Annotated in this window: 18 protein-coding genes and 2 pseudogenes; 15 read left to right on the top strand and 5 right to left on the bottom strand. The window is 57.3% G+C overall.

The genetic code is table 11. The features are described from left to right. On the top strand, positions 1–783 hold the full coding sequence (locus QK290_RS16585; protein ID WP_282331732.1) for an enoyl-CoA hydratase/isomerase family protein: 783 nt from the start codon (positions 1–3) through the stop codon (positions 781–783). A gap of 297 nt (positions 784–1080) precedes the next feature. Here QK290_RS16585 and QK290_RS16580 read toward each other — a convergent pair whose 3' ends face one another. Beyond that, on the bottom strand, positions 1081–2154 hold the full coding sequence (locus QK290_RS16580; RefSeq protein ID WP_282331731.1) for an ATP-binding protein: 1074 nt from the start codon (positions 2152–2154) through the stop codon (positions 1081–1083). Positions 2155–2190: 36 nt separating this feature from the next. On the opposite strand from QK290_RS16580, the gene QK290_RS16575 reads away from it, so the two are divergent. Next, positions 2191–2358, top strand: a complete 168-nt coding sequence (locus QK290_RS16575; RefSeq protein ID WP_282331730.1) for a hypothetical protein — start codon at positions 2191–2193, stop codon at positions 2356–2358. 754 nt (positions 2359–3112) lie between these two features. Beyond that, positions 3113–4177 carry an LCP family protein gene (locus QK290_RS16570; protein ID WP_282331729.1) on the top strand — a complete coding sequence of 355 codons (1065 nt, stop codon included), beginning with the start codon at positions 3113–3115 and terminating at the stop codon, positions 4175–4177. A gap of 28 nt (positions 4178–4205) precedes the next feature. Here QK290_RS16570 and QK290_RS16565 read toward each other — a convergent pair. After that, positions 4206–4415: pseudogene (locus tag QK290_RS16565) on the bottom strand (hypothetical protein); the annotation flags it as partial. A 157-nt stretch (positions 4416–4572) separates the two neighbouring features. On the opposite strand from QK290_RS16565, the gene QK290_RS16560 reads away from it, so the two are divergent. The 11 genes from QK290_RS16560 (at position 4573) to QK290_RS16510 (ending at position 21375) form a co-directional block, all read left to right on the top strand. Beyond that, on the top strand, positions 4573–6012 hold the full coding sequence (locus QK290_RS16560; protein WP_282331728.1) for an IS1380 family transposase: 1440 nt from the start codon (positions 4573–4575) through the stop codon (positions 6010–6012). A 465-nt stretch (positions 6013–6477) separates the two neighbouring features. Next, positions 6478–6786: an integrase core domain-containing protein gene (locus QK290_RS16555; RefSeq protein WP_282331727.1), complete on the top strand. Its 309-nt coding sequence runs from the start codon at positions 6478–6480 to the stop codon at positions 6784–6786. Positions 6787–7281: 495 nt separating this feature from the next. Next, positions 7282–8691, top strand: coding sequence for a polysaccharide biosynthesis tyrosine autokinase (locus tag QK290_RS16550; RefSeq protein ID WP_282331726.1), 1410 nt, complete (start codon positions 7282–7284; stop codon positions 8689–8691). Between the two features lie 193 nt (positions 8692–8884). Beyond that, on the top strand, positions 8885–10768 hold the full coding sequence (locus QK290_RS16545) for a nucleoside-diphosphate sugar epimerase/dehydratase (RefSeq protein WP_282331725.1): 1884 nt from the start codon (positions 8885–8887) through the stop codon (positions 10766–10768). A gap of 1909 nt (positions 10769–12677) precedes the next feature. After that, positions 12678–13907: a glycosyltransferase gene (locus QK290_RS16540; protein WP_282331724.1), complete on the top strand. Its 1230-nt coding sequence runs from the start codon at positions 12678–12680 to the stop codon at positions 13905–13907. Between the two features lie 238 nt (positions 13908–14145). Continuing rightward, complete coding sequence (locus tag QK290_RS16535) at positions 14146–15099, top strand: glycosyltransferase family 4 protein (RefSeq protein WP_282331723.1); 954 nt, start codon at positions 14146–14148, stop codon at positions 15097–15099. Next, positions 15096–16253, top strand: coding sequence for a glycosyltransferase (locus QK290_RS16530; RefSeq protein ID WP_282331722.1), 1158 nt, complete (start codon positions 15096–15098; stop codon positions 16251–16253). Before QK290_RS16535 ends, QK290_RS16530 begins: the two co-directional genes overlap by 4 nt. Continuing rightward, positions 16250–17686 carry an O-antigen polysaccharide polymerase Wzy gene (gene wzy / locus QK290_RS16525; RefSeq protein ID WP_282331721.1) on the top strand — a complete coding sequence of 479 codons (1437 nt, stop codon included), beginning with the start codon at positions 16250–16252 and terminating at the stop codon, positions 17684–17686. Before QK290_RS16530 ends, wzy begins: the two co-directional genes overlap by 4 nt. An 8-nt stretch (positions 17687–17694) precedes the next feature. Then, positions 17695–18969 (top strand): oligosaccharide flippase family protein, encoded by a 1275-nt coding sequence (locus tag QK290_RS16520; protein WP_282331720.1) that lies wholly within the window; start codon positions 17695–17697, stop codon positions 18967–18969. A 103-nt stretch (positions 18970–19072) separates the two neighbouring features. Further along, a complete protein-coding gene (locus QK290_RS16515) occupies positions 19073–20329 on the top strand; it encodes a nucleotide sugar dehydrogenase (protein ID WP_282331740.1) in 1257 nt (418 codons plus the stop codon). Between the two features lie 86 nt (positions 20330–20415). Continuing rightward, positions 20416–21375, top strand: a complete 960-nt coding sequence (locus QK290_RS16510) for an NAD-dependent epimerase/dehydratase family protein (RefSeq protein WP_282331719.1) — start codon at positions 20416–20418, stop codon at positions 21373–21375. Here QK290_RS16510 and QK290_RS16505 read toward each other — a convergent pair. Next, positions 21372–22238, bottom strand: a complete 867-nt coding sequence (locus QK290_RS16505; protein WP_282331718.1) for an NAD(P)-dependent oxidoreductase — start codon at positions 22236–22238, stop codon at positions 21372–21374. The genes QK290_RS16510 and QK290_RS16505 overlap by 4 nt on opposite strands. Before the next feature lie 438 nt (positions 22239–22676). After that, positions 22677–24506, bottom strand: coding sequence for a glycosyl hydrolase family 28-related protein (locus tag QK290_RS16500; protein ID WP_282331717.1), 1830 nt, complete (start codon positions 24504–24506; stop codon positions 22677–22679). 478 nt (positions 24507–24984) lie between these two features. On the opposite strand from QK290_RS16500, the pseudogene QK290_RS16495 reads away from it, so the two are divergent. Beyond that, a pseudogene (locus QK290_RS16495) lies at positions 24985–25525 on the top strand (transposase); the annotation flags it as partial. On the opposite strand, the gene QK290_RS16490 reads toward QK290_RS16495, so the two are convergent. Continuing rightward, a partial coding sequence (locus QK290_RS16490; protein WP_282331743.1) for a hypothetical protein occupies positions 25482–25795 on the bottom strand: 314 nt, incomplete at its 5' end. The pseudogene QK290_RS16495 and the gene QK290_RS16490 sit on opposite strands and share 44 nt — an antisense overlap.

Raw genomic sequence — 25795 nt, 5'->3', positions numbered from 1 at the left:
ATGATCACCCTCTCCATCGCCAACAACGTCGCCGAAGTGGTCCTGGACGCGCCCTACAAGCTGAACTCCCTCGACGAGCGGGCGCTCGCTGATTTAACCCAGGCGTACGACGACGCCGCTGCCGCCGCCTCCCGCGGTGAGGTGCGGGCGCTGCTGCTCAGGGGAGAGGGCCGGGCCTTCTGCGCGGGCCGGGACATTTCGGGCGTGACGCCGGAGACGGACGACGCCGAAGCCTACCTGGGCGGGCTGGTGCAGCCGCTGCTGCAGAAAATGAGCGCGTTCCCGGCGCCGACGTTCGCCGCCGCGCAGGGCGCCTGCCTGGGCGTGGGGCTGGGCCTGCTGCTGGTCACCGACGTGGTGTATGTGGCGGAGAACGCCAAGTTCGGTTCACCGTTCGCCAAGCTGGGGGCCACGCTGGATTCGGGCGGGCACTGGTACTTCACGGAGCGGCTGGGCATGCACCGGACACTGGACCTGATCTACACGGCCGAGCTCATGTCCGGGACGGAGGCCGTCGCTCAGGGGCTGTTCAGCCGGGCGATGCCCGCCGATGAACTCCTTGCGAAGACGCGCGAGATTGTGGCCAAGGTGGCTGTGGGCGCGACGGGTGCCTTCAACGCGAGCAAGGAGCTCGTGGCGCACATCCGCGACCAGCGGCTGGGCCTGTGGGACGCCATGGCAGAGGAAAACGCAGAGCAGGCCCGCCTCTGCAAGAGCGCAGACTATGCCGAGGGTTTCCGGGCATTCCAGGAGAAGCGGTCGCCGGTGTTCAAAGGCCGGTGAAATTTTCCGGACAAAGGGGGCAGGGTGAAGCCGTCCGGGCCCTGCGCTGTTGAGAGTGCCGTTTGCGGCTCGGTTCAGGTAGCGGTTTTGGGGAGTATCAGAACTCCAGTTCCTCCTGAACAGCTTCGCCGAGCCGCCTGCCGGTCCGGCGATATTGAACTCTGTTACTTTGCAGGCTTTCGGAGCCCACCAGCTCAACGTAGCCCTCATCCCTTAGTGTCTTCAGCCATCTTCGGACGATGCCGCCCTTCAGTGAAGTCCGCTCCTCCAGCGCAGCTCGGGAAAGGGTCTCGGTTCCTAGCGCATCAAGGACTTCGGCGCGTCGATCGGCCGGAGAGATTCTCCCGCCCTTCGGAGCCAGCCCTTCTGGATCCCCCAGTCTTGGTGCCAGCGTGTACGTCGCCCACGCCCAGTGCCTTCTTGATCGGCTAACTCACGGACAACAAGGTCCTGCAATTCTTGAGTGGCGACCCTGGAATCCACACCACCGATCTGTCGGTACTTGGGATTGTCAATTAGGGCGCCCTCCCTCATGTGCGCAAGGGCGACGATTTGAGAGTGCGTTAGACCCGGCTCGTGAAGCGTCGCTATCCAATCCACAAAAGCCGTATTCAGCAGCGTGTGATTGGGAAACCTTACGGTGAACGAGGAGATCTTGTCACTAAATTCTGGAGGTGACATACCGGCAGCCCGAAGCGCTGTGAGCATTGTCCGGATTCCAGATCCTCTGTTCTCGCAGACGGTCCTGTCCTCACCCGGGATCTTCACATCTTCCAGCATCTTCAGCAGTGCGGAATTCCTGGCTGAGGAGAGAGTCTCAGTACCCAGCGAGTCGATCTGGACTGGCCCGAACAGCCCTCCGGGATTGCGCACCTCGAGGCGGTCAGGATACATCTCGACCTGCACTTGAGCGCCAAAGCTTGCTGGAGACAGGTCCCGATGAACCACTGCGTTGACTATGGCCTCGCGAAGTGCTGGTTCGGGGTAGTCCCAAATATCCTGTCGTCCTGCACCAGCGACTACAGCCCGCCGACGCATGTTTCTCTTGATTACAGCCAGCGACTCCCGGACTATCTCAGGGATGGAACCTTCGATTGCAACATTGTCCAGAAAGCGAGTCCCATCCGGCGCCGGTCCCTCAACCGTGGGATAGCTAACAAATGTGAGCATTAGTTGCGGGTAGAACTGCTGGGGGTAGCGCCCGAGGGCCAGCAAACCAGCGAGCGTCGGTATGAGGGTGGCATCCCGTCGCACGAGCACGTTAGACATGGTGAGGATTTCTGGGATGGACTTGTCGCCAAAGATTCGAGGCCTAACATCCCTGAGGCGGGCGACGTATGACTTGATGCCTTCTTCGTCGAGGTCGTCCAATGTGGCTTCTACTACAGGAGCAACGTCATCGCGAGGTTGCGGATTGGTGCGCAGCTGGGCATCCCGGCGGACACCATCCGTGGCTGGGTGCGCATCATGGAGATCGACCAGGGCGTGCGCCCTGGCACCACCACCGATGACGCGACCCGCCTGGCCGAGCTTGAACGTGAAGTGGTTGAGTTGCGCCGGGCCAATGCGATTTGAAGTCAGCATCAGTTTTCTTCGCGGCGGAGCTGTGCGCCACGAGGCGCTGTGTGTGTCGAGGGGCGGTGAAAGACCGTCCTGGTTGGGTCGTCGCAGCGGCCTGATTGAGCTGGGGGCAGCCTGATCCGGGGAACGCCGGTGAGGGTGGCAAGCGGCCCCGACAAAGGCGAGACGTGCCGGGACTACCAGACGGTGCGGGTTCGTCGAGCAAGGTCAGAAGGTACAACGTGAGTGAACTGGTGTTTGACGCCCTGTAACCGCGAAGCCGGGCTCAAATCTGGTGGATATGGGCCGGTATGCAGCGCACTGGATGCCATGCGTGGCGTCTGGACTCCGAAGCCGTTTAGTTCTGTCGGTGGGGAGGCCACGGTGAAGGCCTGCGGCGTAGTCGTGGCGATGCTGCCGGGGTAGAGCCAGGTGCCTACCTGACTGATCGATGACGCAGTGAACGTGGGAACCATTTCGTGGTTCCCCAACCGGTGGGTAGCCAGCCGTCCGGCCAGTGCGTGTTTGGAGTCGATTTGGCGAGTCGTGATATTTATAGAATATAGGAAGACACTGGCGAAAGTTTCGTGGGTGGCATGGGTTCAGTATCATGCCGCCGAAGTACCCTATGTGATTCTGGCCGGGTTGATAACCGTGGCAACCGCCACGTCGACGTCAGCGTTGCTTCGCTGATAGAACGTCGTCCTCGGAACCCGGCAGAGCAAGAATTGAATGGGCAAGACACTTGCCACCGAATGCTAGGAATACCATGACTCTCCCCATTGAAGCCGAACAGCAAGCGACCGAGAAGGGTCCTCGGCGTCAGAAGGTGCGGAAGAACCGCAAGGGCCGCGCGGTCCTTATTGCGGTGGCTACAATGGTCCTTGTTGCTGCCGTTGTTGCTGGCGGGTACATCGTAAATCTTGCACACTCTTTCGACTCCAAATCCGAAAAGATTCAAAGCGCGTTCCCCGATGAGTCCACACGTCCGCGAAAGATGGAGGTCAAGTCGGGTCCGCCGGCAAAAAATATCCTACTCATCGGGAGCGACAGCCGCGGGCAAAATGTGGTTGATGCCGAACGGGGAACGTCCTCTGACCAACGATCCGATGTGATGATGCTGGTCCACATCCCTGCTGGTCGCAAAAACATCTATACTATCTCCCTGATGCGCGACCTCTGGGTGACCATCCCGGGGCATGGCGAGGCGAAGCTCAACGCGGCCCTCGCTTTGGGGGGCGTCCCCTTGGTGGTTCAAACGGTTGAATTAATTTTCAACCAGCGGATCGATCACGTCGCCACGATCAACTTTGACGGTTTTAAGGGGCTGACTGAAGCCTTGGGCGGGGTGCCCGTGACATCGAGTATTGCCTTTAGCACCGGCTCTTACTCTTATGCGGCCGGTCCAAATATGCTGAGCGGGGCGGATGCCCTAGCGTTTGTCCGGGAACGCTACGCTTTCGCTGACGGCGACTACCAGCGGGTAAGGAATCAGCAAGCGTTCATTAGGGGCGTCATTGCAAAGACCATCAACGCAGAAACGCTGTCGAATCCCATAACCATCAATAACTTGGTCAATGTCTTTTCGCCATTTGTGGCTGTGGACAAGACCCTCGACGCCGCAGCCTTAGGCAGCCTCGCCGTGGAACTCCAGGCCATCCGGCCGCAAGACATGGCGATGTTTACATTGCCCACCCGTGGCACAGGCACGTCAGCCGACGGGCAGTCGATCGTGCTTACTGACCCGGACGCCATCCAGAAGATCTCATCTGCTTTGGCCGAAGATAAATTGGGCGCCTACATCGCGGCCAATAATTTCCTGGACGGAAATTGACAGCGGGGTTGCGGTGGTTTCGACAGGCTCAATCACCGGTGAACTTTGGCTCGCGCTTGTCTTGGAACGCTCGGAAGCCCTCCGCGTAATCCGCGCTCTAGCCTAGCTCTAGCCTGGGGCTACTACAGGCGGCCTGCCCGGAATTTTCCTCGTCCATGGCGTCCCACACGTTCGGACGTGGGTCGCGGATGTGCGCCACCAGCTCCTTGCTCGCGTTGAACGCCCCGGTGGGTCCAGAGGTGTCAAGCCCCAGGGTTTGGTGGAGGGTTTGTTAGCCCGGGATTTTCATGAGGCTGGCGCTTGTCCGGTGTGGTTAAGCGACGAAAGGTGCTTCCGAGCTGGGAAAATAGTGTTGTCGACGCACAGAGCCACCGGCTGAAAGAAGCACCTTTCTGATGTCCAAGAATACCCGTGTTTTTCCGGCCCTTCCTGTCGCCACGACGGGCCAGTCGCTGGTCTCCCATGCCGGGCTGAGCGTGGTGACGTCCTTGGTTGACGCGCTCGGGTTCCGGGACCTATGTGAGGACCGTTTGGGCCAGTTTGTCCCGTCCGGGGCGTGGCACCGGCCTGGCACGATCCTGGGCTCGCTGGCGGTCATGCTCGCTGGCGGAGGGGAGCACGTGTCCGATCTGGACATCCTGCGGACCGGTGCCGGGGTTTTTGGGAACGTTGCCTCGAACGCGACGATCTCGCGGTTCTTTGAGCGGACCGTGACCAACCCGGACCTCTTCAGCTACGGCTTCGCGACCTTGACGCGGGAGCTGCGTTCTCGGGCGTGGGAAGCTGCGGAGGAGAGGAATCCGGCGTTGAAGGCCACCGCCGGTGAGCCGCTGATCGTGGATCTGGATGCCACCCTCGTCACCTCGCACAGAGACAAGGAACAAGCTGTCGGAACGTACAAGGGCGGGTATGGGTTCGCGCCCTTTATTGCCAGCGTTGATTACGGCACGGGCAACGGCGGCGGGGAAGTCCTGGCGGCACTCCTGCGTCCGGGTAATGCCGGGGCCAACAGCGCCGATGACCACATCAAGGTCTTCACCCAGGCCGCCGCCCAGCTCCCCGACGACTTCTACGACACGGACGGAAAGCTCATCGGTGAGAAAATCCTCGTGCGCACCGACAGTGCCGGGGCATCCCGGAAATTCCTGCACTATCTCTCATCCATGGGCGTGCAGTTCAGTGTCTCCTACCCGGTCCCGGTGATGAAGGCCCGCATGGTCGCGTGGATCAACGACAAGCAATACTGGCAGCCCGCGCTCGACCAGGCAGGGGACGAACGCACGGACGCATGGGTCGTTAACGCCACCGACGTCCTCGGCCTCACGGACTACCCGCCGGGAACAAACCTCTACCTGCGTGCTGAGCCCCTGCACCCCGGGGCGCAGGCCACTTTGCTGGATCTGGACGGGCACCGCGTCACGGCATTTTTGACGAACTCACAGCGCTGGCATGGACCCGCCCTGGATGCCCGGCACCGGGCCCGGGGACGGTGTGAGAACCGGATCAAAACCCTGAAGAACACCGGGCTCGGAAAAATGCCGTTCTTCGACTTCCACGCCAACCAGGCCTGGGCCAACATCGCCACCCTGGCCATGAACCTGGTCTCCTGGCTGCAACTGGCAGCGCTGCCAACCGGCCACAAAGCCCGCGGATGGGACATGAAACGCTGGCGCTACCGGCTCTTCGCCACCGCCGGGAAACTCATCACCAGGGCCCGGCGGACCCGGTTGCTGATCCCTGACAAAGCGCCGGAATCCGGCACGATCACCACACTCCTGGCCGCGATTGCCGGGCTGAGAAACAGCCTCCGACAACGGGACCGACTCCTGGCCTAAGAACCATCAGGCCAGCCCCAACAACAACCAAGTACGACCCACCGGAGACGTGGAACCCGGCGCCTACCAAGCGACAACAAGGCCGGCAAGCGCGCCCAAAACCACAAAACCCAGCCGGACGAGAATCAAACCGAGACCCGGCACCCAACCCGACCTCCATGAAAAATCCGGGCTAGCCGCTATTGCCGGGCTGAAAAACAGCGTCCGACAACAGGACCGACTCCTGGCCTGAGAACCACCAGGCCAGCCCCAAACAACGACCAGCACGACCCATCGGAGACGTGGAACCCGGCGCCCACCCAACGACAACAGGGCCGGCCAGCGCGCCCAAAACCACAAAAATCCAGCCGGACGAGAATCAAATCGAGCCTCGGCGCCCAACCCGACCTTCATGAAAAATCCGGGCTAACGTCTTTCTCGGCATAATCGGAATCAAGCCGAATTCGGCTTAATTCCGACAGAGGGGTGCAGTATCGTGCCATCCGATATACCGAGCGCCTTGCTGACGCCGAAGCAGTCGCCTCCGTGGGAGCCAAGGGCGATAGCTACGACAATGCCATGGCCGAGGCGCTCAATTCCCTCTTCAAGGCCGAGCTCATCCGGAACAAAGGTCCGTGGACCAGCATCAACGACCTTGAAATCGCCGCTGCCGAATACATCGACTGGTACAACCACCGCCGTGTCCACGGCGAGATCGGCTATGTACCGCCGGTAGAAGCAGAAACAATTTTCTACTCAAATCTGCCCTCCATCAAAACGATGGAACGGGTCTAACAAACCCTCCACCAAACCCGGGGCTTGACAACTCCTCTAACTTCTCCGTATAGTCGCGTTTCGCCAACGCAGGTCCGAGCCGCGATGGCTGTGACCCCGGGGCCTCTCTCGAACCCGGCCGAGGCTCGAATCGAAAGTAGCCTTTGGTACGATTCCGTGCCGCAAGCGAGGCGTTCGGGGCCCATTTCACCGATCAGGGTGTATCGAACGTGGCTGTCAAAAATAAATTCAACCCCATCAAGGATACCGGATCCGATGCCGCGGCCCTTAGCAATTTGCCAATTACCGATCCAGATGTCCCTTCTTAGAAGGAGCCCTCCGATCCCTGGGAACGATCTATTGCGAGCGCGATGCGACGGGCAAAATTGCTGGATCAGTGGCAGCACGTGGTTTACTACAGTCTGAGCAGATTGACGATTATCGGCTCGATTCTTGGCTGAAGATCACTCGCGTGGCTGACGATTCACTCGTGCGGAGAAATATCGGGGGACCCCTTTGGAGTTACACAACTACCTGCAAGTGATTCGCAAACGTTGGATTTCCATCCTGCTTGTCACGGCCGCAGCCGCCGTGGCCGCGTTTGGGTTGACGCTCACCCAGAAGCCCATGTATGAAGCCCAATCGCAATTGTTTGTTTCTGTCAAGGGGGGAAGTACGGCGACCGACGTTACGCAGGGAAACATGTTTGCACAAAACCGAGTGACATCCTATGTCAGTCTTGCAACGAGTTCGCGCGTCCTCCAGGCCGTGGCCGATGAATTGGAGCTGAAAGGCGGCGCAGCCCAACTAGCTGGCAAGGTCTCCGCTTCGGCGCCTCCGCAGACAGTCTTGATTGACATCACCGCCGTCGACTCCAGCCCCGGCCAAGCGGCTCAGATAGCCAACTCGGCTGCTGAAGAGCTGATCAAAGGAGTAGCTGCGGTTGAAGACGTTTCCTTAGTAAAGTTGAGCGTTTTCGAGGAAGCCCAACCTCCTGTCGGTTCGTCTTCGCCCAAACCGATAACGAACGTAACCCTTGGCCTGATAGTGGGATTTGTGCTTGCCCTGGGAATAGCCTTCCTTCGTGAGGTCCTTAATACGAGGCTGCGGAACCAAGAAGATGTCGAGCGAATAGCGCCCGCGGGAGTCCTGGGCACTTTTGCTATCGATCCCTCGGTTGGAAAAGCAGCGATCATAACGCAAAGTGATCCCTACAGCCCACGGGCAGAAGGCTTTCGCCAGCTGCGCACCCATCTCTCCTTTACCAATCTGGGGGGCGGATCCCAAAGCGTGGTGGTCTCCTCGTCAATCCCGGGGGAGGGCAAGACCTCTACGGCAGTAAACCTAGCCATCATGCTTGCGGAGAGTGGAACTAGGGTATTGCTGGTCGACGCTGATCTTCGTCGACCGCGGGTGGCCAAGTACCTCGGCGTTGAGGGTTCCGTCGGATTGACAGGTGTACTGACCGGAAGCGTCGCCCTGGAAGATGCCATTCAGGCGTGGGGTTCATCAGGCCAGCTGCATGTTTTGGCGTCAGGCGGTTCCGCGCCGAATCCCAGCGAACTTCTCGGATCGGACACGATGGACAAGCTCCTTTCGCGGCTGGAATCCGAGTATGAAGTTGTCATCATCGATGCACCGCCGCTGCTGCCTGTAACCGATCCCGCCCTCCTCGCTGCGCACGCAAGTGGAATACTCCTCGTTGTGAGCGTCGATGGAAGGACTAGAAAGGCCGACCTTGTCAAGGCCGTTGGAAACATCGAGGCAGTCAGGGCTCGCTTGCTTGGAGTAGTGATCAACCGAGCGCCGGCTGTAAAGGGCGATCATAACTACTACGACTACAGGCCGGAACATGACACGCGCAAGAAGCGGTCGTTAGAGGCAATCGAACGACCGAAGGTGCGGCACGGCGGTCGTCGTTGGTGATATTAAGGCCTCGACATATTTGGAGGGTCCTGCCAGTCTCTATGTTGGTCGCTTCGCCGGTAATCCAAGTGTGGGTCTAGCGGGTCGCCTGGTCTCGACTCTACGTCCAGAACGCCGCTTCTGCTGGATCTCGGCACAGTGGACTGCTGCGGACCTCTTCGAAACGATCTGTAATAACTGGGGATGACATCGCATGAACAAATTCAAAGGATCCAGAGCATCTTTCAAAGGTGCACTTGGAAAATTTATGGCGAACTCGCTTCGCTGGAACTCGCAATATAACGAACATCTAGCCCGGTTTGGGCACGGAGCGCAATCTCTGTTGGATGCCGTGGCTTGGACAGTCGGACTGATCGGTGCTGTTTACTTCCGCTACGAGTTCGACAGCAACCAGATGAACTGGTCCCCGTTGCTGGCTGTTTGCGCGGCACTTGCTATCTCCCAGTTCCTATTTGGATGGATTTTTTGGCTTTATCGTGGCCGGTATAGTTCGGGTAGCTTTGAGGAAGCCGCTGCCTTGCTTCTTACCGTTTTTGCTGTTGCCCTCGTGGTTGGGGTTCCGGTCTTCATTTTTGGTTCCGGCCTGGAAATCCCGCGAAGTGCTACTGTCATCGCTCTGCCATTGGCATTTTTGCTCATGGGGTCAACGCGATACCTTCGCCGCTTGAACTCGCACCGCTTGATTAAGCCTCACAGCGATGCCAAACGCACGCTGGTATACGGTGCTGGTCATATGGGGCATCTTCTTATTCGGAACATGCTCGCTGATCGGCATGCCGGCTATCATCCCGTAGGGCTGATAGACGACGATTTGACCAAGCGAAACCTTCGTATTGCGGGCGTTCCAGTGCTAGGCGACAGCAGCAGGCTCCCCGACATCGCAAGTCTGGCGCAAGCCGAAGTCCTAATTGTTTGTATTACCCGCGCCGAGTCTGGGCTTCTTCGTTCAATATCTGATTCCGCCTTCAGTTGCGGGCTCCAAGTCAAGGTTCTGCCTGCTTTGAGCGAGATCATGGACGGTAAGGCAGAACCGGCCGACGTGCGTGACATCGCTATCGAAGACCTTATCGGACGGCATCCGGTGGACACCGAGATGGCGACTATTGCCGGGTACCTCAAAGGCAAGCGCGTCTTGGTTACTGGTGCCGGCGGTTCTATTGGCTCCGAGTTGTGCCGTCAAATCGTTCGATTTGAGCCTGCGGAACTGATGATGCTGGACCGGGACGAGTCGGGCCTTCAGGGGGCCCAAATTTCAATTGCGGGTCATGGCCTGCTTGATACAAAAGACGTAGTGCTTGCGGACATTCGGGATTCCGAAGCGCTGGGAGATATCTTCCGGGAACGTAAACCTGAAGTTGTATTTCATGCCGCGGCGCTCAAGCATCTTCCTATGCTCGAGCAGTACCCCGGGGAAGCCTGGAAAACGAACGTCCTCGGCACACTCAACGTTCTAAACGTGGCCCGAGAAGCCGGCGTTTCAACCTTCGTTAACATTTCGACAGACAAAGCTGCCGATCCAAGCAGTGTACTTGGTCACTCGAAGCGACTCGCTGAGCAGCTGACGGCCTGGGCGGCTGCAAACGGCAACGAGAGGTACCTTTCTGTGCGGTTTGGAAACGTTATTGGAAGCCGAGGGTCCATGCTTCCAACGTTCCAGTCGCTGATTGCTGCGGGTGGCCCTCTCACAATCACCCATCCGGAGGTCACTAGGTTCTTCATGACGATTCCCGAGGCCTGCCAACTGGTCGTTCAAGCTGGCGGGATCGGTAGCCCCGGAGAAGTCTTGATCCTGGATATGGGAGAGCCCGTTCGAATCCAGGACGTCGCGGAAAGGATGATAGCGGCGAGCGGCAAGGATATCGAAATCGTTTATACCGGGCTGCGAGAAGGCGAGAAGCTTCACGAAGTGCTTGTGAGCCACGATGAAACCGACGTCCGTCCCATCCATCCTAAGATTTCCCATACTCAGGCGTCCCCTTTGACTCCGGACGATCTCGATGTTCAGGCTTGGGATAAAAAGTTCCGGGACACTGACAAGATTGAAGTCGACGAGCTTGTATCCGAGGGGCACGGGTGACGGTTACGTTATCAGCAGTTGGATTGGCTCTTGTTACGAGTCTGGTGGCGCCCTTCGCAATAAAGCCATTCCTACTCCGACTGAACGTCGTAGACGTTCCCTCGGAGCGATCGTCTCACTCGATGCCGACAATTCGCGGTGCAGGTCTGGCAACGATATCCGGGTTCATTGCCGGATGCATCGTACTTCTCTTTTGGGAAGACACCTCCGATATCGGTCTCATCATGATTGTTCTCTGTGCATCCACAGCGGCGGCCGGAGTGGGCTGGGTTGAGGACTATAAAGGGATCACAATCCGGCGTCGCGTTGCGTGGCAGCTACTCATTGGATTGGCCGCTACGGGCGCAGTCGCCGCTGTGTCGGGAACGCATCTTTGGGTCCTACCGATAGGCGCGATTTTTTGTGTGGGCTTTATTAATGTGGCAAATTTCATGGATGGCATCGACGGCATCTCAGGATTCCATGGCGTCGTCTTCGGCGGAATGTACGCAATAATTGGCTCACTTTCCGGGGAGGTATGGATGAGCGCAGCAGGACTTGTGCTCGGTGCTGTCTATCTCGCATTTTTGCCGTGGAACCTCGGCACAGGATCTATCTTCTTAGGGGACACTGGAAGCTACCTTCTTGGCGGAGCGGTCTCGGTCTTAGCCATAGGGGCGCTTTGTGCTGGCGTCTCGCCATACATGATCGTAGGCCCCGTAGCCGTTTACCTGGCCGACTCTTCGTTTACTCTCTTATCTCGAATCTTGCGTGGCCAACGGTGGTACGAATCTCATCGGGCCCACGTATACCATCAGCTCGAGGACCTAGGGATGTCGCATGTTCGGGTCGCAGCGATTGTCACAGGTGCTAGTTGCCTGACGGGGGTCTTGGGTATCTTTGCGGCGAATGCGGAATTCTGGGGGGCTCTCAGCTGCATCACCATCGCTGTCACCATTGTCGGAGGCTATTTGGCTTCTCCGCAAATTATTCGTGGACTCAGTGGCCGCCGTGTGAACGGTGCCATCGGGGGGAGCAGAGAACATGGCTAATTGGGTAGTCGTCGGGGCCAGCGGTTTCATCGGCCAGGGCATTTGTGAAGCTGTGGATTCTGCGGGCCATCGTGTTACCCGCTTGGCTGCTCCTCGCCTGCGGGTGCATCCATCATGGTCGGCGGATGAATTAGTGGAATCGATGTCAAGCTGCGAAGATGAGATAGTAGCGTTGGCGACGCGATTCCCCCGTGACAGTGTTGTAGTTAACGCTGCCGGTATGGCTATGCCTGGAGCATCAGAGAGCAGTGACCTTTATGGAGCCAACGCAGCACTGCCGGTCCTTGTCTTACTCGCAGCACGGAAGGCCGGAGTGAGCCGTTTCATTCACATAAGCAGCGCAGCCGTTCAGGGTCGACTGCCTGAGCTCGATGACACGTGGAATCAGCAACCATTTTCCGCGTATTCACGCTCCAAAGCGTTGGCCGAGAGTTCTTTGCGTTTGCTTCTCAGGCACCCGGACCAGACAACGGATGTTCGCATCATCCGCGCGACATCCATACAGGATGAAAATCGTGGAACGACAAAGAACTTGGTCCGCTTCGCCCGGTCACCGTTTGCTAGTGTTGCCGCTCCGGGTGATGCGCCGTCCCCGGTATCGTCGCTAGACGGTCTGGCTAAGTTTGTTCTCGCCCTAGGCACGGATCGTATCCGGGTATCTGAGGTGAGTGTTCAGCCGTGGGAAGGCTTGACCGTACGGGACGTCATTCTTGAATACGGGATGAAGGAGCCGCATCAACTGCCGCCATCGCTGTGTAGGTTCCTGGTCGCAGCGGGGTATTTGATCGCAAAACTGGGCGTGCCCGGAATTGAGAGCAGCGTTCGGAGAGCTGAAGTCTTGTGGTTTGGCCAGTCGATCAGAGTCGATAGTTGCGGGCATGTTCCTGTATAAATTCGGACGGCGACTCGGGGGTGGAGCATATAGAGCGGGAGACCGCTCCAAGACAGACATATTTTTCGTCCAGACGACTGATATCTCGGTGGGCTCGCAACTGCACGGCCAGTTGGGCTATTTGCGGAGCAGAGGGCTCCGCGTTGCCGTAGCGTCGGCTGACACAGGCGTTCTGGAAACTATTGCTGCGAGGGACCAGGTGGCAGCTTATGGGCTGCCAATCAAACGCGACCCTTCAGTAGTGGCGGATTTGCATGCACTTGCCGTTGTTTTTGCTCTGATGCGCAGGCTGGCGCCGAGAGTAGTCGTTTACGGAACGCCCAAAGCTTCTTTACTGGGTGCAATTGCGTCATGGGCACTGCGGGTGCCGAGACGTGTTTACTGCGTCTACGGTCTTCGGGCGGAAACCATGTCCGGGTATCGGCGGCGACTTATGCTTCTCATTGAAAAAACGATTATTTTTTTGTCCACAGACGTGGTCGCTGTGGGGCATGGACTTCGGGAAGAAATGCTCGCTGCCGGAATTAGCGGTGACGTAATGGTATTCGGCAAGGGGTCGGCCAACAGCGTCGATATGGCAGCGTATAAACGACGTGGCCAAGACGAGGCTCTTCGTTTTTCCTTTCGCGAACAACAAGGGATCCCGCGTAACGCGATGGTGGTTGGTTACGTAGGCCGTATCACCGCAGACAAAGGTATTGACACCCTTATTGAGGCCATGCGCCTGCTGAGAGAAGAACTCGGAGATGTTTACTTATTGCTCGTCGGTCCCGATGAAGCATTGAACGGACTCCAGCAATTAACGATCGCAGTCCTCGACGAATACTGGGTCTGCAGAACAGGCAACGTTGTCGATACATCGTCCGTCTATGCCGCTATGGATGTGTTTTGCCTCCCGTCACGTCGAGAAGGATTACCGACTGTGCTTCTCGAAGCCGCTGCATCGGGAACGCCCATTGTTGCAACAAATGCGACGGGTGTCAGGGACGTCATTCCAGACGCAAGCTGTGGTCACATTGTCTCAATCGATGATGGGAAGGGATTGGCTGCGGCGCTGCGTTCGGTTCTGGAAAATCCGGTGGCGGCCGCATCCATGGCTAACCACACGCAGGGCCTAGTTTCAAAGGAGTTTAACCGGGAACGTTTGTGGGCCATTCAGTACAGCTTTTACGCGGCGGCCACCGGTGTGGGGAACGGAGCAGTTAGTGACGACTAGCCACAAAGTATTCTATTACGCCACAGAGGCGAAACTGTATCGCGGCCCGGACGGAAGAATCTATTCGGACGCCTCCCAAAATTGGTACGACCAACACCTCCTGTGGTTGGACACCTTCGACGAAGTTAGAATTGTTGCTCGTGTGGAGGACTCTCCCCGTGGCTCTGGCCATTTGGTGGAAGGTCAAGGCGTTACTGTCTTGGCGGTTCCGTCATACCAAGGAGCCCGAGGCTTGGTGATGAAATTCCTGCAGATACGGAGCCTCGTTCGTCGTTGTTGTACCGACGATTCAGCTGTTTACGGCGGGCGTTTCCCTGGTGTCATTGGAGCCATAACGGTGGGCGCTGGAAAGCGCATTGGTGCTAAGACGCTTGCTCATATCGTTGGGGACCCATACGACGTGCTCAAATCAGGGGTAGCCGGATGGCTCGGAGTAAAGCTTGCTTGGATCGGGAAGATGCTGATGGCACAGCAGGTTTCGCGGGTCGACGGTGCAATTTACGTGTCGGAGCAAACGCTGCAGAAGCGCTATCCCGTTCACTCGGACGCTCCGTCGCTGATACGTAGCGGGCTGTCCGTGACGAGAGAAACCCTGGCAAGCGAAGCTAAGATTCCTGATCTCCGGCGGCAGTCCACCACCATCGTGGCAGTCGGAACACACGACCAGATGTACAAGGGCCACGACCTCCTGCTGGAGGCAGTCGCCCTACTGAGGGCTAGGGGCAACCAGGTCAAACTGGATCTCATAGGTGGGGGAAGCAAGCACAAAACTCTCGTTGGGCTTGCGCGGGAACTGGAGATAGAGGGCCACGTTCGGTTCCTTGGACACGTCAAGTCACCTGATCAAGTCCGGAAGGTACTCGATAGTGCTGATCTTTTCGCCATGCCATCGCGGACTGAAGGCGTTCCTCGAGCGCTCATTGAAGCCATGGCACGTGGCCTTCCATGTATTGGCTCGAACATCGGCGGGATTCCTGAACTTTTGCCCGTCGAATGCCTTTTTACCTCTGGCTCAGTTGAAGAACTTACAGAACTGCTCCATAAGACTATCCACGACGACCAGTGGCTAACGGAGCAGGGGGCCAGAAACCTGGATCGGGCCCGCGAAATCTGCGAATCGCTCGACCCACGGCGAGTGTCGGACTTTTTCACCCTAATCACCTCTGCACCCAAGGTACTGGAAGACAAATGACGTCGAACGATACGGCTCGCAAGACTGTAGCCCACATCCTTGGTTCAGTCGATCGTGGCGGAGTGGAAATGCGGATGCTGGAGGTGGCGCGGGCCCTCCCAATAGACGGGCCATTGCTTACTATGGTCACCCTAACGGGCCGTGAAGGCTCGTTGGCAGAAGATTACAAAGTCGCCGGCGCGAGCATCGTCCCTATGCAATTGTGGGATCTCGGATTTGCATGGCGCTTCGTGAAATTCCTCCGGATTAACCGCATTCGCGTTGTTCATTCCCATGTTCATTTAGCATCAGGATTAATTTTAGCGCTCGCGGCTGTCGGTGGCGCCCGTAAACGCATTGCTAATTTCAGCAGCGATGGAAGCATACGTTCTGACCAGTCGCCGCTTGCGAGGGCCAAGTACGCGATTATGCGGTGGCTACTCAACCTGTTCGCGACGGACATCGTCGGTATCACACCATCCACATTAAGCGTGGCGTGGAAAAAGGACTGGCGCGAAGATGCGCGCTGTCGCGTCCTCCTGACGGGCTTTGATCTTGAAAAGTTTTCGCCGACAGGGACTGACGGCTTGCGGATCGAACTTGGCGTTGGATCCGATGAGCCCCTAATTGTGCACGTGGGTCGTGCCGACATCCCAACTAAGAACCGCGACGGTGCCATCCGGTTTTTTGGGGAATTTGCCAAATTGAATCGGCACGGGACGTTGGTCTTCGTTGGCCGTGACGGCACCGATGAGGGGCAGATCCGGGCGAACAGGCAACGATGGCTGTCGCTAACCGAAGAACTCGGTGTAACAGAGCGGGTCTACTATGCGGGCGAGCGCATGGATGTGCCTGACATCCTGGCTTCGGCCGATCTCCTTCTGTTCACTTCGACGCTAGAAGGCCTGCCCGGCGTTTTGGTAGAGGCCCGGGCCGCAGGCACTCCGGTGGTCTCCTCCGATGTAGCCGGTGCTGTCTTCCTTGCTGAATTGGTAGGCAATATTCATTTGTTGTCCTTGGAGAAGCCAGCTTCCGAATGGGCGGACGCCATCGCGGACGCGCTCCTGCAGAGACCCACGCCAGCTTCCAGGCAGCTAGCAATGTCGTCGCTTCGCCATTCAGACCTCGATATCGACATGGCCGTCCGCCACTACCGCGAGCTGTGGGAGGCGTGAGCGTAGCGGACCGGCGCCACCCGATGTGGTCGCCCGAAACGATGCCGCCACGAATCAATCTTCACGGCGCCATTTTGGCTCACCTTGGCAGCGCTGCGTTGATCTGTCTACTTTTCCTCTGGCCCACTTTTGAGAAGCTGGGCATTCAAGGGGTCGCGGTTTTATCGATTGGCTTGGCAATCGTCCTCGGTTGTTTGGTGGCGAAGTCGCTCAATGATGGCGTATGGTCATTCCCCTTCTTGTATTTCCTGATTCTCTGCCTTTTTCACCTCGGCCTTTTTCTGTCGCCGGCCATTAATGACGGTCGGATGGCTTCATTTCTCGATGGAATTTGGACAGGATGGTACAGTGATTCCTTGATGATTCGGGCCGCCTACTTGATCGATCTCGGCCTTTTGAGCTATGCGACAGCGGTCGGTTTTGTGTCTTGGATGTCTCGTGATCTAAGGCCGAAGTTCAAATCGGAAATTGATTCAAGTTTTCTTGCAGCCAGCCCGATGCGCAATTCCATTGTTGACGTCGGAGGAATGGCCTTGTCTGTCGCAGTCGTTACTTGGCTATACGTTTGCGTTTCCGAGCTTGGGCCCTTTTTCTTCCTTAGTAGTTACATCGACTACCTCAAGGCCACAGAAGGAAGTTCAGTTGGCCTCATTTACTTTGGGCTGACGATCGGATCGGCCCTGATCGCTCAGGACCTGACCCGGCCCACCTCGAGGGCAGGATTGATCTTCCTGCTGGCATTCCTTGTCCTCGCACTCCCGATGGGCCTCCGCAGCGAATCCTTGTTCCCCGTGATCGCGGCCCTTGCCGTTTACATCCGATGCCATAAGGCACCGTCATCCATGGCCATGGTCGCCGCGATCCTGATCGGCTTGGTCGCCATCTCCGCGGTCCAGCAAGTCCGTAGCCAAGGACTTGGAGGAACCGCATTGCATGAAGTTTCAGTTTCACCTGTTAAAGCAATTGAAGAGATGGGCTACTCAGCGCGCGTCCTGGTCACAACCATCGGCTGGCACGAGGCAAGCCACGAACCCTATCTGTCGGGTGCCACTTACGTAGCGCCCCTCGAGCGCGGCGTTGCCGGCATATTGGGATTGCCTCGAGTCGAGGCGGAAACAGACTTCCGACTTATGAACGTGGAAATTGCTGAACGGGTTGGGACGATTGGTGGTTCCATCATTGCAGAGGCCCATCACAACCTAGGTGAGTCGGGAATCGTGCTCGTGCTTGGACTGGCCGGTCTGATCGCCTCCCGCCTCTGCACGATTCCACCGCGCCCCCTACCACTGGCCATACTCGGAATAGCGGCATCCCTGCTGCTAATGCATGTAAGAAACTCCTTCGCGCCGATTTTCGCGTGGGGCACGGGAGGATTGGCGCTCATACTTTTGGCTGTGGGAATCACCTGGCTTCGTGGACGCGGCGGACATTGAGGCGCCTTATGAGAGCATTTCGGTCGAGTTCCGGAAAGGAGGTGCTCGGAACAACTATATGGGGCGTGATAGGTCTCTTTGGGGCACTATTGTGCGGCGTCATCACGGCGAGATTGCTATTGCCCGACGACCGCGGAGCGCTAGCAATCGTGATTACCACAGTGACGATAGTTTCGTTGGTCAGCGGACTTGGGACTAACATTTCACTGCGTGTGCTCCTTCCGAGAGATGCCCGGATCACGCTGCGCGGCTACGCGAAGACGTCCATTTGCCTTGCTGGCATCCAACTCGTTGCCCTGTCATGTGCCGCTTACTTCCTGCTCGAGGTCATTAATATTGACATGGGCTTGGGCGAAATCGTGCTTGGGATCTTGCCCCTTGGAATTGCGGCTTTCTTCGCTAACCAAAGTTCAGATGCGTTGAGTGCTACCGGCCATCCGAGCCGGGCTTCAATGGCCAACAGCATCGGATTTGGTGTGACTGCGGTGTTCCTTATTCTCTCTTGGCTACTGCATTTTGGCTTGCTTTTTGCCGTTCTTGCGTACACAGCCGGTTTTATCACTCGCGCCGTTGTGGGCATGATATTGATTGACAGCAAGCATTTCGCAGAACCCGATGACCTGGAGCCGGGCGGAACAAAAGCCTTGGTGCGTAAGGGAATTGGGCTGATGGGCATGAATCTCGGCCAGTCCATTGCCTACAGGCTTGATCAGTATCTCCTTGCCACATTGGCCGATACACGGGAAGTCGGCTTCTATGCAGTAGCGACGACTCCTGCGAGCCTTATCCAGGTGGTGTCCAACTCTATCGGTCAGGTCGCTTTCCGCGATACTGCCCAAAACCAAATGACGCGTAGAAAACTTGTCCTATTCACGGTCGGCGCGACTGGCGTAACGGGAATTTATGCGGGTTGGGTATACTTCGCTGCTCCCTGGCTTGTCCCTTTCGTTTTCGGTGAAGAGTATGCGTCGGCCATCGATATTGTTCGTATCTTGGCATTGGCGGAAATCGCGCTGTCCCCCTATCTCGTACTGAGCCGCGCAGTAGCCGGGGCAGGCCATATCCGGTTGTCGAGTTGGACTGGAATTGTGGGAATGGGAGCGATGGCATTTTTCCTGGTTCTTATGATTCCTGGCAATGAAGGCAGCGGTGCTGCCTGGGCTTGTGTAGCTGGCTACAGCACCATGAGTCTCTTCTTGCTTAGTGGGATGCAGTTGATTCGATGGCGCACCAACGTTCGACTTAACGACCGGAAAATGCTACCCCGGTCGGTTCTGAATTGAATGAAATAAAATTTACTAAAATAGGTTGAGCTGACCTTGGGATATTATTTACCCGCAGTGTTAAAGTTTATTAATGCCGGAAAGAGGATTGTACGTGGATGTTATGAAAAAAATTGTCGTCGTCGGGCAGGGCTATGTGGGGCTGCCGGTTGCCATGCGGGCTGTGGAGGTCGGTTTCGACGTTGTCGGGATTGACATAGATCAACGAAGAGTAGATAGCCTTGTCCAAGGAACGTCTTTTGTAGGTGACATTTCCGATGAAGAGCTACGCCGAAACCTCGCCACTGGCCGGTACCTACCAACAATCAACTATGAAGACGTCGCAGACTTTGACTTCGGTGTAATCACAGTGCCTACCCCGCTAAAGGAAGGCCTTCCGGACCTCAGCTATATCACCGATGCGGCCGAGGCATTGGCAAAGTTCATCAAACCCGGCAGCACAGTAATCCTTGAGTCAACCACCCATCCCGGGACCACGGAGGAGATCATGGTGCCTATTCTGGAAGTGGGGTCTGGACTGAAGGCTGAAACGGACTTTTTTGTGGGTTACAGCCCAGAGCGCATCGACCCTGGGAACAAGACGTGGGGCTTTGTTGAAACTCCAAAGGTAGTTTCCGGACTCGGTCCTAAGTCCTTGATCCGGGTCAAGGAATTGTACGACGAATTAGTTGATCGGACAGTGCCAGTCGGGACGCCCAAGGAAGCGGAGATGACCAAACTCCTCGAGAACACGTTTCGCCACGTCAACATTGCACTGGTGAACGAGCTGGCGATCTATGCGCATGGTCTCGGAATTAATCTTTGGGAATCCATCGAAGCTGCCTCAACGAAACCTTTTGGTTTCATGAAGTTCGTTCCAGGTCCCGGGGTGGGTGGACACTGCCTGCCGGTGGATCCCAGTTATTTGTCATGGCATGTCAAGCGGCAGTTGGGACATGCCTTTAGATTTGTTGAACTCGCCAACGACGTGAATGACCACATGCCCGACTACGTCGTTCGCCGGCTGATAATGACCCTTAACGATATCGGAAAACCGATGCGGGGATCCCGAATTTTGTTGGTCGGGCTTGCATACAAGAAGAATACGGGCGATGTAAGAGAGGCTCCATCGCTGCGAATCATTAAGCTGCTCGATGAATTTGGTGCCCTTGTATTAGCAGCTGACGACCTCGTTGAGGATCATCACTGGCCAGCGGGCCTGAAGCGGACATCCCTTGACAGCGAAAACGTACGGTCCTCCGATGCAATAGTGCTGGTCACAGACCATGACTACTTTGACCTGAGTGTATTAGGTGAACATGAAGTACCCACCTTAGATACGAAGAACGTTCTCAAAGGTGATTTTGTGGAGCGGCTCTAATCTGCTCCAAAGTTCTTACTACCGCGCCGACCTGATAAATGCGACGTGAAACAATTGCGGCGAAAATAGCTAGGAGTTTATTTTTCATGAAGGTTTTGATAACAGGCGGAGCCGGATTCATAGGTTCTAACTTGGTCCGTTACTTCAACGAGCACGATCCCCTTGCTGACGTGGTCGTCATCGACGACTTCAGTACGGGACATGTCGAGAACCTAACTGGCTTGCGAGCGAAGGTCGTAGAGGGTTCGATTCTCGATGAAACGGTCCTTACCGAAGCGATGCACGGGGTTGACTCCGTGATCCACCTCGGTGCATTGGGCAGCGTCCCCAGATCCGTGGAGCGCCCCTTGGAGAGCCATCATGCCAATGCCACGGGTACCTTGAGGGTTTTGGACAACGCCCGGATCAATGGGGTCGGGCATGTTGTGGTAGCCTCTTCGAGTTCTGTCTACGGAAGCAACCCTGTCCTTCCGAAATCGGAAACAGACTGGACACGTCCAATGAGCCCGTATGCTGCCAGCAAACTTGCTGCAGAGTCCTACGCGATCGCTTACGGGCGTACTTATCAGATGAAGACGCTCGCCTTTCGATTTTTCAATGTCTACGGCCCCCAGCAGCGTGCGGGGCATCCCTACGCAGCCGTCATCCCCAAGTTCCTAGATTCGGCCCTCCGAGGCGAAGCGCTGGAAATGCATGGGGACGGCTTGCAGTCACGTGACTTTACTTACGTCGAAACCGTGTGCGCGGTTGTTTTCGAAGCGTGCCAACAGCGGCTGAATTCGGATAGTCCAGTGAATCTTGCGTTTGGCTCAAACGCTACTTTGCTGGAGGTTGTGACGACTATTGAGCGTGCCACGGGGCGGAAGCTTACTGTGGTTCATCAGGACCCACGGCCCGGGGATGTGAGAGCCTCCCGCAGTGATGGCCGACTCATGTCGGAACTCTTCCCGCATGTGACGCCGGTTGACCTTGAGACAGGTATCCGACGGACTCTGGCATGGTTCGAGGACGAAAACGCGAGGGGGTCAGCGCAGCATACCTCTTAGCGGAGCTTGGTGGCTGGCCAGAGCTCCCGGAGGGTCCTGGCGGGCACGAAACGCAGGACGTCTCTGGCCAGGCTGATGTCGGCACAACTGAAACTGTCCACGGGATCGCCGAGTTCGTAGTGAATTGGGTTACGAGCGCTTAGCACCTGAACGAGATGCCTGTTAGTCGTGGGTATTCCACTGCCTATGTTGAATACCATGTGGCTGCCTGGAGGAAGATCGAGCGCCAGCAGCATCGCATCGACGACATCGTCAGAGTGGACATAATCCCGAACGAACGTGTCGAATCCTTGGAGCCGGATAGGATTGGCAGGGGTGGACTCAAGCAGACGACGAACGAGTGAGTTCTTGAAGTTCTCGCCATAGATGTTGAAAATCCTGAGGGCGATGCCGGAAAAGGTTGCCGAGTTAGTCGTTTCCCGCAGGATTTCCTCGGCATGGAACTTCGTTTTGGCATAGGTGCTTCGCAGATCCACGGCATCGACCTCGCTGACGGCGTGTAGCCGCTGATCGCCGTATATGGCGGCCGTGGACGCAAAGACCACACGAGAGGTTCCGACAACCGCTGCCGCATCGCAGAGAACCTGGGTGGCCGTTACGTTAATTTCGTGGGCCAGTTCAGGGTGCAGGTCACAAGCAGATCCGCTAACTCCTGCTAGATGGAAGATCACATCAGGTTCAACCGACTGAATCAAATTCTTCAGACCATTGAAGTCGGCCATATCCAATTTGATGTCTGTACGGCGCATAGGGTTCGAGCGAGGGCTAATCACGGAAGTTGTCCGCACTCCAGGGCGAGTTTTGAGTTTTTCGCTGAGTACCAGCCCCAGACGTCCACTTGCACCCGTAATTAGAACCTTCATTTACACCCCTTGGCTGGTGATACCTCGGAGATTTGCGACACACCTGTGATTGTGATTGCTCGACTTCGCGTTCAGATGGGTATCGTCCCGCCGCTAGAGGAAGCCTCCTAATGGCCACCTTAGAGTACCACTTCATGGGACGGAGAAATTGAGAGGGGGACGGCGCAAACAGGGGAGTCCATTTGGCTGGCCTTGGAAGCCAACCGCAACGGCCAGCCGGGACTGTGAAAATAACGATGTATCCGGCTCGACACCCCGGGCGGTAAGGCTGGCGAGAAGGAGCCCGATATAGCTGAAACACTTGAGGATGCGCCGAGTACCAAAACCGTTGACAAGAAGACAGAAACATCCGAGGCGGACGCAGCCCGCCAGCTGGTCAGGATGGCGAAAGAGCAGGGGCTGTCCGTGACCCTCGTCAAATAACGCGACGTCTACCGGTCAGTAATACGGAACCTGCCGGTCGGTTCCGTTGATGGTCACTATGACGTAGCCGGCCGGAGTGGCGGGCAGTGCCGCCGCCGCTCCGGCTGCTGGCGCTTTTGTCGCGGTGGTGAGGCCGTTCTGTGCGGCAACCTTCCAGGTCGTGCCGGAGGGTGTCGCGGTCTGCATGTACAGCTTACCCGTCGAGGTTTCCCGGATCGTGGACCCGGCAAGGGCGGGCTGGAAAACGCCGGGCCACACGCTGCACTGATCGGCGATGTAAGGCGCGGTTCCCGCCGCTGCTGATGGATAGAACGTCACCGGGGCGGCGGCCCCGTCCGTGTACCTCACAGTGTTGTTTCGGGAGGACATGTTGTTCGCTGCCGTCATGGACGACAGGCATAAGAACATGTACACCGCGTAGTGGGTTGCCCGGTCATCAACTAGGGTGTTCGCGTCGAACTGAGCATCCCTGATGGTGCCGGCGATTACCCCGAAGGACCGGTACACGGCGGCAACGGAGGCCTCGGTGGACTGGGCTGGGTTGACGACCGTGTTTCCTCGTACCATGAGGCGGCTGATGATCCCGGAGAACATCATACCCGTGGAGAGCGGGTTGATGATGGTGTTGTCGGTAATCTTCACGTCTTTCAAGGTCGCCGCCGCGTTGGCCATGACCAGCCGGATTCCCTGCGACCTGAAATCGTTGGCCGGGGCGGTTCCGGTTGAGGTCTTGAACTCGATGATGTTCCCCGAGACGGTGAGCGTATCCAGCGGGGCGGTGGATGCTTCTTCGAACGTGATCCCCCAAGCGGTTGCGGACAGTCCAGTGATGCCGAGCCATGCGTCCCGGTCGATGTGGATGACGTTCGACGTGATGACCACGTTTTTACAAGGCGTCCCGGTGGTGATGGTGCCGGCATAGCGTGACCAGATTTGCACACCGAAGCAGCAGCCGCTGATCTGGTTACCGGTGAACCCGATGGAGCGAACCCGGATCGTGGATGCCCACCCGGTAAGGTTCGCGCCGATCAGGTACTTGCTGATCGTGTTTCCGGTGATTGCCTGAGTGCCGCCATGGGTTTCGATGGCGCACACCGCACCGGCCGATCCGCTGTTTCCGATGAACGTGTTGCCGTTGATCGTCTGGGTTCCGCCGTCGACGGTGGTTGTGGAGTAGATGCTGGAGTGGTCGTGAAAGGTGGTCACGCCCGGAGCCCCGGTGCCGCGGAATAGGTTGGTGCTGATGTCGATGGTTTCGGCGGCCACGTAGAGGGTGTTGAGTCCGTCGTGGTTGTCGAAGATACAGTCGTTGACCAGTAGCGCGGAGCCAGCGGTGTAGGCGAGGGTTCGGATTGCGTTGCGCGGGTAGGTGCTTGTTTCCGTCGTGACGAACACGTTGCCGTTGGTGTTGTTCTGATCGAAGCGGATTCCGTTGATTGCGAAGCGCGCCATGTCGGTGGTTTCAACTGTGCCACCGATGATTGTCTTGTACCTGCCGAAGCTGTTACCAACCTTGAGGGTCGTCACGTTCCGGCCCGCGCCTTGTAGCGATTGTCCCGCCAGTGCAACCAGGATGCGGTCCCCTGTCTGTGTGGCCGTGGCGAGCAGATAGGTGCCTGCGGGAAAGTAGATTGTCCCGCCTACGCCGGCTGCTGTGAGTGCGGACTGGATGGCGGACCTGTCGTCCGCTATGCCGTTACCGACCGCGCCGTGATCCTTGACGCTGACAAACATGTCGCCCTGGCGCACTACGCCCTTGCCGCCCTCCGTGAGCGCCGCATAAGTGGCAGAAAGGTCAGGTAGTTGCGTGGGGAGGATTTTCGCATTTACGTCCAAACTTGCCACGCCCGATGGGGAGCCCTTTTCCGAAATGGGGACATACGTATTGGGCGGAGTTTTATCGCCGGGGCCGGCTTGGGCGCTTGTGGCACCTATAACTGACATTGCGGAGGTACCTGTAAGCGCGGTTACCAGCGTTCCGAACCGGAGAAGCCCGCGGCGCTTTATATCGGCAACGTCTTGCAATGCCAACTGATCTTTGTTCTCAATCTTTCTAGCCATATCTCAAAGCTATTTTGACTGGAGTTACACAAACCACCGTGGAGATTACCCGTCTTATGGCCCAGCGAGTACTCGCTCGATATGGGTGATACCTAAGTCTGATATCAAATGGCTTGTTGTCGCGGAGCCTTCAAGAGGTCAGGTGATGAGCACCTGGCTATTGAATGGAGCACAAATCGGACGTTCAGGTTCGGGACTGTGGAAATAATGGTGTATCCGGCTTGACTCGCCGAGCGGTAAGCCTGGCGGGGAGGAGCCCGATATGGCCGCAACACTTGAGGCTGTGCCGAGTACGAAAACCGCTGAAAAAAGACGGAAATAACCGAGGCCGACGCTGCCCGCGAACTGGTCCGAATGGCCAAGGAGCAGGGCCTGTCCCTGACCGGTCCCGACGGTCTGCTCAAACAGCTGACCAAGACCTTGATCGAGACCGCGCTCGATGAGGAAATGACCGAGCATCTCGGCTATGAAAAGCACGATACGGTTGGGAAGCAGACCGCGAACTCCCGCAACGGAGTGCGCCCGAAAACGGTGTTGACGGAGACCACCGGCCCGGTGGAGGTGGACGTGCCGCGGGACCGGGAAGGAACGTTCGAGCCTGTTATCGTCAAGAAGCGCCAGTGCCACCTGACCGGGGTCGATGAGATGGTCCTCCCCTCTACGCCAAGGGCCTGACCACGGGAGAAATCAGCGCGCACTTCGCCGAGATCTACGGCGCGTCCGTGTCGAAGGAGACGGTCTCGCGGATCACCGACAGGGTCATCGATGAAATGAATGAATGGCAGAACCGGCCGCTGGACGAGGGTCAGTGTCTAACAGTCGTTGCGAATCCTGATCGGAAGGGATTCCAATGCCCAGATACGCCCCGAACAAGATGCCGCCTAAAGTCAAGCGCCGATATTTCGAGCTGACCAGGCAAGAGATCAGCGGCTCTGCCGCCTCGTCGCAGGTTGGCGTGTCGCTGAGCTGCGGCTCGCTGTGCTTCATCGATGGTGGCAGCGTGGATTTCAGAGATAAGCGGCTCTTCAGAATGCAGAGTGTAGTTTCGGTCTGAAGCCTCCAGATTCCAGCAG

Origin of the sequence: Pseudarthrobacter sp. AL07 (genome assembly GCF_029960665.1) — a bacterium.
Taxonomy (GTDB): Bacteria; Actinomycetota; Actinomycetes; order Actinomycetales; family Micrococcaceae; genus Arthrobacter.
Note: the sequence above shows the minus strand (reverse complement) of the source record. Positions and strands in the feature narration are given on the sequence as shown.

What these genes read in the sequence shown, in the direction of transcription:
- QK290_RS16585 (WP_282331732.1), top strand. Translation starts at nt 1, where the DNA reads ATGATCACCCTCTCCATCGCCAACAACGTCGCCGAAGTGGTCCTGGAC.
- QK290_RS16570 (WP_282331729.1), top strand. Translation starts at nt 3,113, where the DNA reads ATGACTCTCCCCATTGAAGCCGAACAGCAAGCGACCGAGAAGGGTCCT.
- QK290_RS16560 (WP_282331728.1), top strand. Translation starts at nt 4,573, where the DNA reads ATGTCCAAGAATACCCGTGTTTTTCCGGCCCTTCCTGTCGCCACGACG.
- QK290_RS16545 (WP_282331725.1), top strand. Translation starts at nt 8,885, where the DNA reads ATGAACAAATTCAAAGGATCCAGAGCATCTTTCAAAGGTGCACTTGGA.
- QK290_RS16540 (WP_282331724.1), top strand. Translation starts at nt 12,678, where the DNA reads ATGTTCCTGTATAAATTCGGACGGCGACTCGGGGGTGGAGCATATAGA.
- QK290_RS16535 (WP_282331723.1), top strand. Translation starts at nt 14,146, where the DNA reads ATGAAATTCCTGCAGATACGGAGCCTCGTTCGTCGTTGTTGTACCGAC.
- QK290_RS16530 (WP_282331722.1), top strand. Translation starts at nt 15,096, where the DNA reads ATGACGTCGAACGATACGGCTCGCAAGACTGTAGCCCACATCCTTGGT.
- QK290_RS16520 (WP_282331720.1), top strand. Translation starts at nt 17,695, where the DNA reads ATGAGAGCATTTCGGTCGAGTTCCGGAAAGGAGGTGCTCGGAACAACT.
- QK290_RS16515 (WP_282331740.1), top strand. Translation starts at nt 19,073, where the DNA reads ATGAAAAAAATTGTCGTCGTCGGGCAGGGCTATGTGGGGCTGCCGGTT.
- QK290_RS16510 (WP_282331719.1), top strand. Translation starts at nt 20,416, where the DNA reads ATGAAGGTTTTGATAACAGGCGGAGCCGGATTCATAGGTTCTAACTTG.
- QK290_RS16505 (WP_282331718.1), bottom strand. Translation starts at nt 22,238, where the DNA reads ATGAAGGTTCTAATTACGGGTGCAAGTGGACGTCTGGGGCTGGTACTC.